This is a genomic window from Rhodocytophaga rosea, assembly GCF_010119975.1.
Taxonomy (GTDB): Bacteria; Bacteroidota; Bacteroidia; order Cytophagales; family 172606-1; genus Rhodocytophaga; species Rhodocytophaga rosea.
Map to the genome: position 1 here is coordinate 2,168,605 of NZ_CP048222.1, position 16,555 is coordinate 2,185,159.

The window sequence follows — 16,555 nt, forward strand, 5'->3', positions numbered from 1 at the left end:
ATCCACTAGCTGTTTTAACATCATGTATTGAATTAGAACACATAAAACTATAATCCATTTCTATTATTTCTTTGGGACTTGTAACTGTACCACTGCAAACAATACCAATCCAAATAACGCAACACCAATTAAAACAATAAGAATAGTTTTAAGTCTTAGCCTTTTAAACTTTTCGGCAGACATGTTTTTATCTATTGGATATTTAGCTGCTTTTCGGAAAAGATATTTGAAAAGAACGAAATAGGGAATAAACAGTAAAATTCCAACCAGTAATTTAACTGAGAATGTAATTGGAATTGTAATTGGTGGGGCATCTGTCCTATTCAAAATAAGGGCAATTATTACCACAAATGTAAAATTATAGCATGCACACAATGCCATTACCTGGAATTGATACCGAGATTCTGCCTCCTGTTCGCCATCGCGTTTTTTTTAACCACACATAGCAAAAATCCCTTAGATCGATTATGTGTTTCACCGATTAAAATCTTCTTTAAATGTGCGGGCACGCCCTCCTTCATTGATTATCAAATTAAAGAGATGTATTTCCCTTCCTCGCAAATAGGCTATAAGATACATACCTACACCAATAGCCAGAAGCCATCCAAGTAGAAAGCCTCCCCAGAATATCCAGCTGTACTTACGGTATTGTTGAGGACTATATTCAATAGGAATAGGTATATGTTCAACTCTTTTCAGTACATATCGCTTCACTAAAAACAAAGGTAAAAGGAATATTACGCCCCCTGCCAACACCTTCATCCACCAAGGATCGGTTTTACCTACTGGCATGTGCCTTATGCCCATCCCAAAATAAGACAGGGCCTGAACAACAGTAAAAAGTAATGTAGCCAGATAACCAGAAAGAAATACTATGACTTTATTTTTATACTCTGAGGCTGCACTTTCCTCATCATATTGCTTAACTGACCAGTGATAGCCAAAGTCACGAATGTTAATTATTAACTGCCAGAATGGTTTCATTTTGCGCTAGCTGACTTTATTTCCCATTTGGTGTGGACTCTTTCAATTCATATTAAAATGAGGGTAAAAGCCTGTCTAAACTCCATGGAACTAGTACAATTAATACTATACCTATCATAAAAATAAAGAAAAGAGTGAGCCTGGCTTTTTTTAGCTTTTCTGGCGCTATATCCATATTTATAGGTATGGGCGCTAGTTTTTTTAAAATTAATTTTATTATTAGGTAATAAGGACTAAACATAATTAGACCAACAAGCACCTTACCAAAAAAACTTTCAATTAAAAAGGAAGGTATTGGCAATCCAACCTTAAAATGAAAAACAGCTAGTAAAGCCAATAATGTACTATAGTAAAGCCCAAGGATTACCATAACAAGAAATTCGTATTCCTTTTCGGCATATTCTTTTCCATTCCGTGTCATTAATATTATATAACAATAATCACGAACATTAATTAAAAATGTCTTTAACATAAGGTTGTTAAATATTTACATTTATAACTCTAATCATCTTTATTGCTGATTAGAGTTATAAATGTATTAGATTTGTTAATTATTAAGGACGGGTATATACTGCTATTCCAATAGAAATTCCACCAGCTACTACTGCCACCCATGGTGCCGCAAGTATAGTAGCAGCAGCCAAGGCGGTTCCTCCTAAAACTAACTGGGCTAAATTCCATCCATCTTGATTCCATTGCCATCCATTATCTGCAATTCCCATATATAGCTGAGTTCCGCTTACAAGAACACCAACAACACCAATACGTTTACCCAATGTGGAAGCCAGAGGGCAATAACTATTAACATTTCCTCCAACACATCGTGCTAAAGCTGTTGCTTTATCAAGGCTCCATCCTGTAATGGTAGTTGCAAGGCTGACTACGTAAAGAGTCCTTGTAACGTTTACATTCATATTTAGCCGATCTGTCCCATTTGTTGCAATTGCATTAGCCAGGTTAAAATTATAAAGCATATTTGTTGGGTAGACCCAACCGCCAGTTCCTCCGCCTCCACTACTCACCAAGGGATCATAATATGCGCCGCCGCCCGTGCCTCCACTACTACTCCCACTGCCACCCCCACTATCACCCCAACCACCATTACCACTCCCATCACATACAGTACTCCAGGCTGTGTGTGCTACTACAGTAAATACGCCATTATCTATATACCAGGTTTGGTAATTTACACTATAGTATGTGCAGTTTTCAATTCTTGCATTTTTGAAAGCATTATTTTCTGGGTTTATAAAACTTCCTACATTTTTCCCTTTGCTATACGAAGTACCATCTATTAGGATATCGTTCCAGTCAGTTCTTAGCAAGGTACCTGTAAATTTGTCTTTTTCCAGTTTGTACTCGTTTGCTTCCAGTTCAAAGGGATCATAGGCAATCTGGGCAAGAAAAGCCTTATTTTCATTTTTAACTTTAATTACAATAAGCCCTTCGATAACAGGTTGAAGAAAGTATTTATCTAACTCAAGCCTGTACTTAGTCTCTTCATCATACAAAACAACGCCTGGCCTAGCTGAATCCTCATAATCTATGGGTACCCATACCCAGCCCAGTTCTTTGTTTTTGGAATTTTTAGGCTTTTTAGCCCTACTCCAGGCTGCTTTCCTCCGGTGCTTTTTATCATCACTGGCCACCCTCAGTATGGATGCCTTGGGAAGATAAACATTATTAAACCACTTCTGGGCCTCTTCGATGGATAAATTTTCCAGAGCAGTTTCCTCTGGAATTACGATCTCCTCTAATAAGTCTGGGCTGCAGCTCACTACTGTCAGGCCGCCAGCGAAGGCGGCAATTGTTTTCAGGAAATGTTCTCTTTTCATAAGTTAATAAATTTGAGTGGATTGTTAAAAGCTGGAGAAAATAAAAAAGAGTAAAATTCATTTTTATACCCAATGGACATACCGATCCAGACACAGGAATGATGTCTGGTATAGTAAGGTAACTGTGTAAATTAAATCGCTTAAATGTATCCCAATGTAGTGATGAGCAGACGTGTAGCTATCTGTCTGCTGGTTACTGTCCGGATAGTAAGGCAAAAAGGTACATAATATAGCTTTGTGCCTGAGTATATGAGTATGTATTGAATAACAGGGATGTTGCTAGATAAATAACCAGCAACATCATCTAATGGGGGTATTTTCCAATGTATCGGGAACAGGGGCTTCTCAGGATATGACTGGTTATACCAAATAATCTAATTGAGAAATTCTCCTGGTATTTTTCTTTTGCTCTAAAGGTAGGATTGTTTTTACTTGAAGAGTCACTCTAAAATTTATATTCAAACACCTATAGTAATAATTTATTACCATAAGTTTTAAACGCTTGTACAATAGCTTCGCAGCTTAATTTATTTATTAATTTTTTTAACTATTTCCAGTTTCATTTGTTTTTTTTGTATTTTTCAACAGCTACGTTATCAAACCATCTATGAAAATAGGAAATAAAATAAGGAAGTTACGTGAACTGCGGAACTTCACGCAGGAGTATATGGCTGCTCAACTAAACCTATCACAAACGGCCTATTGTAAAATTGAGAAAGATGAAACCAAAGTTTCAATCGTACGCCTGGAGCAAATTGCAAAAATACTCTCAATCAGCGTAAAAGAGATACTTTCGTTCGATGAACAATCATTTTTTGGGAATATGTCCCCACACCCCAATACAGGCCATGGTATACCACATAGCGTAATACCAGAAGAGAAAAAGCTATATGAAAGCCGTATCCATCAATTGAAAGAAGAAAATAAGCATTTAAGAGACTTGATTTTATACCTGCAAAAGGGTAGCTGAACTTCTTACTTATGTATCATCTTATTCATCCGGATTTTTGATGCTTGTTTTCAAAACAGATCTATACGATTGGTGGGTCTGGAGTATCGGTTAGAAAACAAAACCGTATATAATTATTGGATTTATGAAGCATACAGCCATATTTTATACTAATAATAACATTAGTCTAAAAGCATTTCAGAAAGTATTATCCTGTTTTATAAAAGCAATTAATCATCCCTCTTTACCTTTTGATACCTTAGGCGTAATTGTAAGTGTATTTCCGGTACTCGATCTACTGGAAACTGACTATAAGAATATAAAAAATATAATAGCCTCTCAGGAAATTATTAACAAAGGCCATTTAAGTATTATTGAGAAAATTTCATTGGCGCTGGCATTATTCCCATCCGACTACGTATCTCTACATGAGCATGATGTATTATACCCGGAAGAATATCTGCTAACCCTTCAGAACATTCTGGAAGACATGAGTTCTGCTTTTGATTATTTGGCTTATAATAACATCATCGGCGTAAATAAAACCGGCTATCAACAACGCACCATTGTTGACCATCCCTTGAGTACGTTAGCATTCCCTTATCCAGTGATTAAAGATGTATTAGATCACAAGCGGAGGGAGTTTTCTCTGAATGGCAACTGGTGTTACCTGGAGCCTGGGTATGGAGGTTCCTATGGAACACATTTACGTCGGCTACAATTAGGCAATGGAGTTGAAAACCTGTGGTTCATATTAATATGAATCAAACCAATAATAATCATCACCTCACCAATCACTATTTAACGTATGAACCTATCTCCAAAAGTGGCTTTAACGAATGGCCAGGAGATTTGTCTTGTCTCTTTGAATAGCGCTTATCATTGAAATTTTCTATATAAGCACTTCATAGAAATTACTTCAGATCACTCTTGAATAAAAGCAGACTGTTTTCAGAAATCCTGTTCATCCTTTCCTATAAATCCTGGTTCGGGACTTTCTTTGTATTTATAAAACATAAACTTGTATTAATCAGTTATCCCATGTAAATTGTAGCCTGGTTATAATCTGATTGCAGGTACTGGCACCTTCAACTACTTAGTAATTCTCTGCCATTTTCTGCTTATCTGGTACTGTTCTATTTACAACTATTTATTCTTATAACACATTCATATGGACCGTAGAGAAGCCATCCGACGAGTAGCCTTCCTCATGGGAGGTACCATCTCCGCCCCTGCCCTTTCAGGCATGCTGGGCGGTTGTAAAACCAATACTAAAGAGAGTGCTGCCCTTGAATCTTTTACCCCGGAAGCCAAAAGCCTGGTAGCCGAAATTGCCGAAACAATAATTCCAGAAACCAGTACTCCAGGAGCCAAAGCAGCCAAAGTGGAAGAATTTATTGCGACCATGATTCAGGATTGCTATCCGGAAAAAGAACAGAAAGTATTCTTCAGCGGACTGGAAATGGTTAATAAAGAAAGCCAGAAGGCTTACGAACGTTCCTTTGTAGAACTACAACCCAATGAGCGCATAGAAATTTTGAAGAATGTGGAAAAAGAAGCCTTCGCCGCCCGCGACAAGCAAAAAGACCAGAAAGAAAAAGATCCAATTTTCTATTTCCAGTTTAAAGAACTCGCTTTACTCGGTTACTTTACATCCGAACCCGGGGCTACCAAAGCACTGGCATACGTACAGATTCCTGGTAAGTATGATGGCTGTGTACCTTTGAAATCCGGCCAGAAAGCCTGGGCTATGTAAATAATCTTTTTATAGGTTTGTGTCACAATGGCACCTACATGTTATTGTATTACAAGCAATTACCTGTTTTTCATCCCTATTAATACAATCTATTTATTGCATATTTTATGAATCTGAATATAAAAGCCAAAGAGCAAAATACTTATGATGCCATTGTGGTAGGGTCTGGGGTAAGTGGAGGCTGGGCAGCCAAAGAATTAACTGAGAAAGGGTTAAAAGTACTGATGCTGGAACGCGGTAAACCTCTGGAACACGTTACCGGCTATGAAACAGCCATGAAACATCCCTGGGAATTTGCTCACCGGGGGCGCATCACCGAAAAGCAAAAAGAAACCCATCCTTATCTCAAACGCGATTATCCCTACAACGAAACCAACGCCAGTTACTGGATCAATGATCTCGATTATCCCTATACGGAAGTGAAAGATAAGCGCTTCGACTGGTTTCGGGGAGATATTGTGGGCGGCAAATCCATTATGTGGGGCCGGCAATCCTACAGGCTGGGCGATACTGATTTTGAAGCCAACCTAAAAGATGGCATTGCCGTTGACTGGCCGGTCCGCTACAAAGACTTGGCGCCCTGGTACGATTATGTAGAAAAATTCGCCGGGATCAGTGGCCAGAAAGAGGGCCTGGAACAATTGCCAGACGGGCAGTTTTTGCCTCCTATGGAATTCAATTGTATAGAAAAGGAAGTGAAGAAAGGCATTGAATCTAATTTTAAAGGCCGCAAACTAACCATTGGCCGGGTAGCCAACCTTACCCAACCCATTCATGGCAGGGGTTCTTGCCAGTACCGCAACCTGTGCAGCCGGGGTTGTCCGTATGGTGCTTATTTTAGTACACAGGCTTCTACCCTGCCAGCGGCCATGAAAACCGGCAATCTTACGGTACGTCCTCATTCGGCAGTAAACTCTGTCATTTATGATGAGCAAAAAGGCAAAGCAACCGGTGTAAAAGTAATTGATACCCAATCCGGAGAAATGATGGAGTTTTATTCCAAGATCATTTTCCTGAATGCATCTACCTTAGGCACTACTTTCGTTCTGTTAAATTCTACGTCAAACCGCTTCCCCAATGGCTTGGGCAATTCCAGTGAACAGCTTGGCCATAACCTGATGGATCACCATTTCCGCATTGGCGCTGCCGGTGAGTACGATGGTTTCCAGGACCAGTATTATGATGGCCGCCGGGCAAACGGTATTTATATACCCCGGTATCGCAATCTTGGGGGTGAAAAACGGGATTATATCCGTGGTTTTGGGTATCAGGGTAGTGGCAGCAGGGAAAACTGGCAGCGGGGTGTGGCTGAAATGGGCTTTGGTGCTGATTTTAAAGATTCTCTCAGCCTGCCGGGAAAATGGCGCATGGGTATGACTGGTTTTGGTGAATGTTTGCCTTACTACGAAAACAAAGTAACGCTAAACAAAGAGGTGAAAGATAAATGGGGTCAGCCTACCTTAAGCATTGAATGTGAGTTTAAGGAAAATGAGAAAAAGATGCGGGTGGATATGATGAACGATGCTGCAGAGATGCTCGAAGCAGCCGGCCTAAAAAATGTACAAACCTATGATAATGGCTCTTATCCGGGTATGGCCATTCACGAACTGGGTACCGCCAGAATGGGCAGAGATCCGAAAACTTCCGTACTCAATGCATTTAATCAGATGCACGATGTAAAGAACGTGTTTGTTACGGATGGAGCCGCCATGACATCTGCTGCCTGCCAGAATCCATCTCTTACCTATATGGCCCTTACTGCCCGTGCTGCCGATTATGCCGTGAAAGAGCTTAAGCGCATGAATATTTCATAGAATATTTGAGTATCAAGTATTGAGTACTAACTATAGGAATATACATACTCACTACAGGTCAGATAAAATATACATGTTCTTATTCATACTTGAAAAGCCGGGTGATACCCGGCTTTTTACTTGATCGATTTATTTTTCAGAAAATCTTTATTTCATTCCAAATTATCCATACTTAATACTTACATGAGATAAGGATAGTCAAATATATTTCCTCTACGGGCAGGGGTGCAGCAACAGTGTGGCCGGTTTTGGCCTTGTGTGTAGGCCGGAGGCTGTGCGACTATCAGCCATTTCAAGCGTAAAACAGGCTTTGTTGGTGCTGCCCTTTTGTTTTGTTACTTTTATTTTGGGCATGCAAAATAAAAGTAAAGATGGCCTAATTAATCAAATACAGTGAAATCCAAATACATCGCAGTTGTAACACCTTCCATATCTCCGAACTCACGTTAATACTAAACATTATGAAGGTATACTAACAATACTACCTTTTACATTCCTGTACGCCAGTTTCCACCATAGCCATTCTACCGGGCCATGAGAGAAATATTGTAGCCATAAATTACTATACAGGACCTGAACTACATAAATCGCTATAGCAATCAAATAGGTTTCAGTTATAGTAATCTTACCAAAAAGTGCTGTTCCATGGGTCCAATAATAGAAAATAAGTAAACAGAAGATGGTTTGCATCAGATAATTGGTAAGCGTCATTTTTCCCACCGGAGCAAATATCATAAACAGTCTTTGCAAACGTGGGACCTGGAATAGCTTTACAAACAAGGAAATGTATAGCAAACTCTGAAACACTAGTCCTCCGGCAATAATAAATATCAGCCAGGCAGAAGATAATTCCAGTTCCAGCTGGCCAGTAGTAATCGCCCAGAAACCAACACTACTCGCAATACCAATGGTACTTCCAAGCCAGATCCACCAGTTCATCATACGATTAAATCGCTGCGGATGAGCAAAAAAATCAATCTGCCCAAGCCAGAAACCCAACAGTATCTTTCCAAAGCAGGAAACCAGCGTAATAGGCGAGTCCTGAATAAAGTTTACAAAGGGATCGATGGTAAAATTGTCATACAAGTAGCGCCAGTACGAAGGCGTTACATAAATTTCCGTAGCCAGAGAATAGTTATACGAATATTGCTGTATACCTAGTAGTTCATAAAATATAAGATGTCAGGTAAATTAGGTAATTTGATCAAAAAAGCCATGGTCATTTATCGAATTACCCTCAGTGCTGAAGAAAGAAGGATCTTAAGTAGTTGGATAAATAAAGGCAGCCGAAAGGCCAAAGATATTCAAAAAGCCTATGTGCTGTTAGCCAGCGATGAAACAACAGGCAGGCAAAGTGAGACTGAGTTGGCAGAAACTTATAAATTATCTACCAGAAGTGTGGAGCGTATCCGTAAGTGTTTTTGTGAGCAGGGCATGGGCATGTTTGATAAGAAAACAAGAAAATTAAGAAGCGACAAAAAGATAGATGGGAAGGTAGAAGCGCATCTGCTGGCATTAGTCTGTAGTGAGCCGCCTCAAGGACAGGCAAAATGGAAACTGCAACTGCTGGCAGACAGATTAGTAGAACTCAAGGTGATTGACTCCATTTCCCATACGAGTGTGGCAAGCCTGTTAAAAAAAATGAGCTTAAGCCTTGGCTGAGGCCCATGTGGGTGATCCCCCCTAAACAAAATGCAGGGTTTGTTTATCAAATGGAAAAAGTGATTTCAGTCTATGAAAGGCCATATGATGAAAAGCAGCTGCTGGTCACTTTGGATGAATCACCCAAACAACTTATTGAAAGCAAACACTTCATAGGCAAAGATGGAAAACAGTATCAGGACAGTATCTATACAAGACATGGAGTGCGTGATATCTATATGGTCTTTGAGCCATTAGCCGGTAAACGATATTGTTTTGTGGAGCAAAACCACAACCGTTTCACCTGGGTAAAGATTCTAAGCCGGTTGTTGGATACTACTTACAAAGCATGCGAGAAAATCACTTTAGTAGAGGATAACTTGTCGGCTCACAAACCAAGTGCTTTTTATGAACTTTATCAACCTGAGAAAGCTAAAGCGTATTTAGACAGGATAGAGTTTATCTTTACCCCGGCTCATGGCAGTTGGCTCAATATGGCAGAAATAGAGCTATCAGTGTTACAAAGAGATTGCCTTGACAGGCACATTGCCACAGAGGATGAGTTAATAAAACAGCTAAGCGCCTGGCAGGAGAGCAGAAATAACAAAGCAGTAAAAGCTAATTGGCAGTTCACCAATCAAGATGCCAGGGTTAAACTCAAAAAACTATACCCGACTATTTAATGTTTATAGACTACTAGCGCTTCATTTAAAATAAAAACAATCGCCGTAAGCGGACCTGCAAAAATAATAGCTGTCCATAAAATCCGCTTGAGCGGCCAGTGATATACCAGTAACAAGAGTAAGCCACAGATAGCGTAATCCCGGATAATATCGCCAAACCATAAAATATAGGCATGGATACAGCCAATAACAAACAAGAGCAGCATCCTGCGAACGAAATAGGACTTAAAAGCTACAGAAGTTGAACGCATCTTTTGTACCTGTACTGAAAACCCGAATCCGAAAAGAATGGAGAATATGGTTATAAATTTTTTGTCGATAAAAAAGCTGACCGCTGTCCGGAGAAACTGATCTGTTTGGGCAGAGCCAACCATCAGGCGGCTTTCTCTATAAATGCTGCTTATCTCGTTAGGATACGGAATATTTGCCAGAATAATACCGAGCAAAGCAAATCCCCGTAAGGCATCAATGAGCTGGAGGCGGGAGCTATTTTCTAAAGTAACAGATGGCGTCATAAATAGTACGTTGAATAAAAGTGCGTTTGTAGTAGCAGGATAAGACAAAAATAGGGTGCCTGTTGTGCCCATCCATACAGGAAGCCGTTTAAGAATGGCCAGGTATAGAAAAAAGAAGGTGAAGTATAGAAAAGGAAGGTTGAAGTAAGGTAGAAAAACTGCCCAGATCAGCCGTCGGCAAGTTCATCAGAAACAAATAATGGCCAGTCAGGAATTTTTTGAGGAGCTCTTGTTGTTTAAGGCATGAATCAATATCTACATCTTTGGAATCTGTTTTCTCACCTGCTACTCTTACCACCTCAACAATGCTGCCGCTGATGGAAGCTTTCTACACCATTCAGGGAGAAGGTTATTATCAGGGAAAAGCGGCTTATTTTATCCGTCTGGGAGGCTGCGATGTAGGCTGCCACTGGTGCGATGTAAAGGAATCCTGGAATATGGAAGCGCATCCCAAAGTGAATATTCAGGATATTGTAGCACAGGCTAAAACTTATCCCGGACGAATGGCTGTAATTACCGGCGGCGAGCCTTTAATGCATAACCTGGATGCACTCTGTAACCTGCTGCATGAACATGGATTTCAGACCAATATAGAAACCTCCGGTGCTTATCCCTTGTCAGGCAGCTGGGACTGGATCTGTTTTTCGCCCAAAAAGTTTAAAGCCCCTCACTCTGGCATTTATGCGCAGGCACATGAACTGAAAGTGATTATTTATAACAAGAGCGATTTTGCCTGGGCCGAAACCTTTGCTGCCAGCATGAATCCGGATTGCAAACTGTTTTTGCAGCCGGAATGGAGTCGTTCTTCTGAGATGCTGCCTATTATTATTGAGTATGTGAAAGCTAATCCGCGCTGGGAAGTTTCTCTCCAGATACATAAGTACATGAACATTCCTTAACCTACCACAAGACAATTCTCAGCCATTATTACTTTATATGCACACATATCTTTGTTGCACAGATAGCCGCTTTTTCGACCTTTAGAGAAAAATACCCAGAAGTAGGTATTTACTTTTGCAGATTTTGCGCTGATCTTTGAGTCATAAAAAGGGCTGATTGATGGTGGCTTATACATTCCTTATAAATGTATTTTCCATACTTTCACGTAGTCAGGGCTATGTTAGCGAATGCATGGCATAATTTTCACAACACTAAATACAACGAATGCCATTTACCTTAATTCCTTAACCTTTTTGATTATTCACTGGAAGATCTGCTTTGCATTGATACCTGTGGCCCATTATACTTTACCAATAGTTTAATCTCTGTTTAACAGGTGATACCCAGGGTTTTACCTTTATCCCATCGTTTTATAAGATCATCTCATGAAAAAACAATTTTTCCTAAATTTTTTCATAATCATAGGTTACCTGACTATGCATCTTCCATTAAAACACGTTCAGAGCAACATAGTCATTCAACTTACTTCTACCGCTGACTGACTTTTTAGCTGATATACTTCCTGAGCATGCTCATTCAGGCAGCACCTTCAATACTAGATTTCTAAATGCCACACAGCCACTCACTGGCTGAAACAGGCAAGATTACCAGATTGCCCTTTGTCGAATACCATTGCGTATTTCTATATTCCCAGTTTTAGTAAATGAATAAAGGGTGTACCACCCTGATGAATCTATATTACATTTTAGAAAGGAGGAAATTATAGTAAACACCATGATCAGCCTACATCACGAATATTAATTTCTTAATTGGCAACAGAATGCCAAAGCAGCAATGCTACGACCGATTCCCAAGATTCCTTCATACCAGCAGGAAAACGCCTTTCTCTTTAATTAAACTCTAATTTCAAAAGCTATGAAACCCAGCAGTACATGCGACCAGATCCGCATGCCAGATCCCTTATGTCAGCATACGAAAGAAAACGCCTTAATACCTTGTAAATCAATTACCTGTTTTATCAAAAACCAATAGAATCTACCTCACACTAAAATCGAATTTACATGAAAACCAAAATTTTTACCCTCTACTTTACCCTCATTTGCATTTCTGTTCTGGCACAGGGCAGTCAGGTGAACGGGCCTGAAGAATATGCGTATTACTCCAATGGGAAAAAGGTATCTCTGAAACCCATTCCAGGTGAGATCTTTGTTACGTTTGCCAAGAAAGTAGATGCTGCCAAAGGGAGTACTTATGCTACCCAGATGCAAAACCAGGTAAGCAAACCTACCAAAGAAGATATATTTAGCCCTTCTAATGCTGTTCGTTATAAAGTAGATCCTCGGCAGGCCAGCAGCCAGACTAGCCTTGCACAGGTTGAAAAGCAGTTTAAAAGCAATCCGGATGTAGTTACCGCTTATCCGGCTTTTATGGTCGGCAACGACAAAGTATATGTAGGTAAAAAACTGATGTTCAGCATTAAATCCGGTGCCGACAGCATACAGGTACATGCATTTCTGAAGAATAATCAGTCTGCTTTAACAGAAGTAATTGACCTGGGAGACAAAAAGATTTATGTAGCTGAAGTAAACAAAGGCGGCAGTGTATTCAAAGTAGCCAACGGCCTGTTTGAAAGCGGGATGGTAGAATATGCAGAACCTGATTTTACCTTTACTGCCCACCACGACTTGACACCCAATGATGGTTTTTATGGAACTCAATGGTTTTTACACCAAATCTCTGATGCCGACATTGATGCACCTGAAGCATGGGATATTTCTACAGGTTCTGCCTCAGTGGTTGTAGCAGTAATTGATGGCAATGGTTTTGACCTGGCTCATCCCGATCTGGCAGCTAAACTATTTAATTCCTATGACGCTGTAAATGATGACAACTTTCCCTGGCCCGAAAATGCATCTGCTAACCATGGTACACCTTGTGCCGGTTTGATAGGAGCAGCCACAAACAATACCACAGGAGTAGCCAGTGTTGGGTTTAATGTAAGGGTTCTTCCTATTTGTATGGGCTTCAATGCTTCTGGAGGCAGTTTTAGCACTAATTCTACTATTATTGCCAGAGCTGCAGCCAGAGTAGTAGCTACTCCAGGTGTGGTAGCCGTTAGCAATAGTTATTCATTTGGCTCATCCAGTTTTGCGGCATCCGTAGAAGCTAGTTATATCTCCATGCGTACCAACAGCCGGGGTGGCTTAGGTGCGGTAATTTTAGCTTCCACTGCTAATGATGGATTAAATAACCCTACTGTATATCCGGCAAGTTATAGCAATGTAGTAGGTGTAGGTGCTTCAACAAGCACTGATACGAGAGCCAGTTTCTCAAATTATGGTAACCTGGTTGATGTAGTAGCACCTGGTGTGAATACCTATACAGTAGACCGCAGTGGTGCCGATGGATATTCTGCCGGACCTTACACTTATTTCAGTGGTACTTCTGCTGCTTGTCCGGTAGCTGCAGGTGTTATAGGTTTAATGGCCTCTGTTAATACCGGTGCTAACTGGGCTACTTTAATGTCCTATCTGCTACAATCTACAGATAAAGTAGGCGGATATGTTTATACGGCTGGTTATTCGTATGGCAGCTGGAACAATGAAATGGGCTATGGGCGGGTAAATGCTTTTAAAGCTTTACAAAAGGTACTAGGCCCTCCAACTATCACTGCCTTTGCCCCGGTAGGTGGTCCTTCAGGTACAGCGGTTACCATTTACGGAAATAAATTCTTAGGTACCACTTCTGTTACATTTAATCTGGTAAGTGCTTCTTTCACAGTCGTGAGTGCCTATCAAATTACAGCATATGTTCCGGCAGGTGCTACTTCTGGTCCGATCCGGGTAACTAACTTTGCCGGTACAGCCACTAGTGCAAACTTCACCATCACACCTTATTGCGTAGGCTCTTATACCACCGGATGTACTTCTGGAGACTACATCAATAACTTTAGTATCAATACTTTAGTGAACAATAGTTCAGGATGTAATGGGCAGCCCGGCGGATATATCAATTATTCCCCAACAGGAAATTACACTACTACTTTGAAAAAAGGATCGACCTATACCGTCAGTATGCAGTCTGGTCCTAGTTTGGCACAAGGCTTTGGCGTATGGATAGACTATAATGATGACAAAGATTTTGCGGATGCCGGTGAATTTGTATATAGCTCTCCAACAGCTGGTACAGGAATTTATACTGGTTCTGTAACTATTCCTTCCAGTGTATCTACCGGTTTACGGAAAATGCGTGTCAGAGCTAAATATGCCTCTACATTCACAGCAGACCAGGCTTGTACGACCTTTACCTGGGGCGAAACTGAAGATTATACAGTGGCTATCGGTTATTGTGTGCCTGCCCTTATTGTAGCTTGCACTTCCGGAGACTACATCAATAACTTTAGTTTTAATACCTTAGTAAACAATGGATCAGGTTGCAATGGACAGTTGAGCAATTATATTAATTATGCTCCTGCCGGCACCAAAACCACTTCTGTTATCAAAGGCCAGAGCTATCCTATCAGTATGCAATCAGGAGCGATCGGTCAAGGCTTTGGAGTTTGGATTGATTATAACAATGATCAGGACTTTGAGGATGCCAATGAGTTTGTATATTCTTCTCCTTCAACAGGCACAGGTGTATACAGCAGTTCAGTTACCATTCCGGCAAGTGTTTCTACAGGCCAGAGAAGATTGAGAGTACGGGCAAAATGGAATGCTACCTTTATAAGTGGCCAGATGTGCGAAGCCAATACCTGGGGCGAAACTGAAGACTATACCATAACAATTAATGCTCCGGTCGTAGCTGCTTCTCAGTGGAACAAACGCTTTGGTGGCAGTGGTATAGATAATTTTAGTGTGGTGATTAAAACTTCAGATGGCGGTTATCTGCTGGGCGGGCACTCTACCTCAGGCATTTCCGGAGACAAATCACAAGCCTCTCAGGGTGCGGTAGACTATTGGATTGTAAAAACCGATGCCTCCGGCAACAAACAGTGGGACAAACGCTTTGGCGGTTCAGCCGGAGATTACCTGAATACCATGATCCGTACTTCTGATGGCGGATACCTGTTAGGTGGTAACTCTCTGTCTGGTGTAAGTGGCGACAAATCACAGGCTTCCCAAGGCGGACAAGATTTCTGGATCGTAAAAATCAACTCTGTAGGTGCTAAACTCTGGGATAAACGTTTCGGTGGCAGTGGCAGTGATGACCTGCGTACGATGCATCAATTACCATCCGGAGAATATGTCTTAATTGGCTATTCTACCTCAGGTATCTCAGGCGATAAAACTCAGGCTTCTCAGGGAAGTAATGATTATTGGGTAGTAAAAATCAATGCTGCCGGTGCTAAACTCTGGGATAAACGTTTCGGTGGTTCTGGTGATGATTGGGTGGAGTCATCTGTACTCAATGCTGATGGTACCATCATGTTAGGCGGCAGATCTGCTTCCGGCCTTTCAGGCGACAAGTCACAGGCTTCCCAAGGAGGCAGAGATTTCTGGGTAGTAAAAATCAATGCTGCCGGTGCTAAACTCTGGGATAAACGTTTCGGTGGTTCTGCGTATGATGAGCAATATGCTATGGCAACTACTTCAGATGGTGGATATTTGCTGGGTGGACTTTCTTTCTCAGGTGTAAGTGGTGATAAAACACAAGGCTCACAAGGGGGTAGTGATTTCTGGATCGTAAAAATCAACTCTGTAGGTGCCAAGTTATGGGATAAACGTTTTGGTGGCAGTTTAGCTGAAGATATGCGGTCAATGGTACGTACTACAGATGGAGGATTCCTGTTAGGCGGCAAATCTGATTCACCGATCTCCGGAGATAAAACTCAGGCTTCCCAAGGCGGACAGGATTACTGGAGTGTCAAGATCAACTCTGCCGGTACCAAGCAGTGGGACAAACGTTTCGGCGGTTCAGCGACTGAAGAGTTACGGACGGTATTACAGACTTCAGATGGAGGTTACTTGTTAGGTGGACGGTCTGACTCAGGCATCTCCGGCGACAGAACTCAATCTTCTCAAGGCAGTACCGATTACTGGTTAGTGAAACTTTCTTCCAGTGGTGGCGCCAGACTCGCATCTGAGCAGGAGCTAGCGGCAACCGAAGAAGACAGCACAGAAGCATTATTCAACCTGAGTGCTAATCCAAATCCGTTCACAGAAAAATTAACTGTAGGCTTCAAATTGCCACAAACCGAACAGGTGCGCTTGAAAGTATACAACAGCCAGGGCTTGGAGGTAACTACCTTATTCGAAGGCGAAGCCGAAAAAGACAGAGCCTATGAATTCGAGTGGAGAGCTGCTGGTCAAACACCAGGTATGTACATCATCCGTCTGGGCAGTGAAAGCAAAGTTGAAACCAAAAAAGTTATTCTCACCAGATAAAACAGTTTATTCCGGAATGTATCCGGGGTATAAAGATTAAAAAATACAACAGCGGGAATGTAGAGCATGTTCTACATTCCCGCTGTTGTAT

At 41.1% G+C, this 16,555-nt stretch carries 14 protein-coding genes; 8 read left to right on the forward strand and 6 right to left on the reverse strand.

What is annotated here, in order from left to right; translation table 11 throughout:
• Positions 1–63: 63 nt before the first annotated feature.
• The 4 genes from GXP67_RS09090 to GXP67_RS09105 form a co-directional block, all read right to left on the reverse strand.
• Entirely contained in the window at positions 64–348 is a 285-nt protein-coding gene (locus GXP67_RS09090; RefSeq protein ID WP_162442852.1) for a hypothetical protein, read from the reverse strand.
• Between the two features lie 126 nt (positions 349–474).
• Positions 475–984: a hypothetical protein gene (locus GXP67_RS09095; protein ID WP_162442853.1), complete on the reverse strand. Its 510-nt coding sequence runs from the start codon at positions 982–984 to the stop codon at positions 475–477.
• 52 nt (positions 985–1,036) lie between these two features.
• Positions 1,037–1,456 carry a hypothetical protein gene (locus GXP67_RS09100; RefSeq protein WP_162442854.1) on the reverse strand — a complete coding sequence of 140 codons (420 nt, stop codon included), beginning with the start codon at positions 1,454–1,456 and terminating at the stop codon, positions 1,037–1,039.
• Positions 1,457–1,538: 82 nt separating this feature from the next.
• Complete coding sequence (locus tag GXP67_RS09105) at positions 1,539–2,819, reverse strand: hypothetical protein (RefSeq protein WP_162442855.1); 1,281 nt, start codon at positions 2,817–2,819, stop codon at positions 1,539–1,541.
• Between the two features lie 607 nt (positions 2,820–3,426).
• On the opposite strand from GXP67_RS09105, the gene GXP67_RS09110 reads away from it, so the two are divergent.
• The 4 genes from GXP67_RS09110 to GXP67_RS09125 all read left to right on the forward strand — a co-directional run bounded on the left by GXP67_RS09110 (position 3,427) and on the right by GXP67_RS09125 (position 7,338).
• The gene (locus tag GXP67_RS09110; RefSeq protein ID WP_162442856.1) at positions 3,427–3,789 is read left to right on the forward strand and encodes a helix-turn-helix domain-containing protein; all 363 of its coding nucleotides are present in this window, start codon (positions 3,427–3,429) and stop codon (positions 3,787–3,789) included.
• Positions 3,790–3,913: 124 nt separating this feature from the next.
• Positions 3,914–4,531 (forward strand): hypothetical protein, encoded by a 618-nt coding sequence (locus tag GXP67_RS09115; protein ID WP_162442857.1) that lies wholly within the window; start codon positions 3,914–3,916, stop codon positions 4,529–4,531.
• Positions 4,532–4,939: 408 nt separating this feature from the next.
• Positions 4,940–5,524, forward strand: a complete 585-nt coding sequence (locus GXP67_RS09120; protein ID WP_162442858.1) for a gluconate 2-dehydrogenase subunit 3 family protein — start codon at positions 4,940–4,942, stop codon at positions 5,522–5,524.
• 107 nt (positions 5,525–5,631) lie between these two features.
• Positions 5,632–7,338: an FAD-dependent oxidoreductase gene (locus GXP67_RS09125; RefSeq protein WP_162442859.1), complete on the forward strand. Its 1,707-nt coding sequence runs from the start codon at positions 5,632–5,634 to the stop codon at positions 7,336–7,338.
• A 459-nt stretch (positions 7,339–7,797) separates the two neighbouring features.
• Here GXP67_RS09125 and GXP67_RS09130 read toward each other — a convergent pair whose 3' ends face one another.
• Positions 7,798–8,424, reverse strand: a complete 627-nt coding sequence (locus GXP67_RS09130; RefSeq protein ID WP_162442860.1) for a DUF418 domain-containing protein — start codon at positions 8,422–8,424, stop codon at positions 7,798–7,800.
• 93 nt (positions 8,425–8,517) lie between these two features.
• Between GXP67_RS09130 and GXP67_RS09135 the strand changes: the two genes are divergently transcribed.
• Together GXP67_RS09135 and GXP67_RS09140 are read left to right on the forward strand one after the other, a co-directional pair.
• The gene (locus GXP67_RS09135; protein WP_197901563.1) at positions 8,518–9,000 is read left to right on the forward strand and encodes a helix-turn-helix domain-containing protein; all 483 of its coding nucleotides are present in this window, start codon (positions 8,518–8,520) and stop codon (positions 8,998–9,000) included.
• A 5-nt stretch (positions 9,001–9,005) separates the two neighbouring features.
• A complete protein-coding gene (locus GXP67_RS09140; protein ID WP_162442048.1) occupies positions 9,006–9,662 on the forward strand; it encodes an IS630 family transposase in 657 nt (218 codons plus the stop codon).
• Here GXP67_RS09140 and GXP67_RS09145 read toward each other — a convergent pair.
• Positions 9,659–10,177: a DUF418 domain-containing protein gene (locus GXP67_RS09145; RefSeq protein ID WP_162442861.1), complete on the reverse strand. Its 519-nt coding sequence runs from the start codon at positions 10,175–10,177 to the stop codon at positions 9,659–9,661. The genes GXP67_RS09140 and GXP67_RS09145 overlap by 4 nt on opposite strands.
• Positions 10,178–10,494: 317 nt before the next feature.
• On the opposite strand from GXP67_RS09145, the gene GXP67_RS09150 reads away from it, so the two are divergent.
• Positions 10,495–11,076, forward strand: coding sequence for a 7-carboxy-7-deazaguanine synthase QueE (locus tag GXP67_RS09150; protein WP_162447854.1), 582 nt, complete (start codon positions 10,495–10,497; stop codon positions 11,074–11,076).
• Positions 11,077–12,138: 1,062 nt separating this feature from the next.
• Complete coding sequence (locus tag GXP67_RS09155) at positions 12,139–16,464, forward strand: GEVED domain-containing protein (RefSeq protein ID WP_162442862.1); 4,326 nt, start codon at positions 12,139–12,141, stop codon at positions 16,462–16,464.
• The last annotated feature ends 91 nt before the right edge of the window (positions 16,465–16,555 follow it).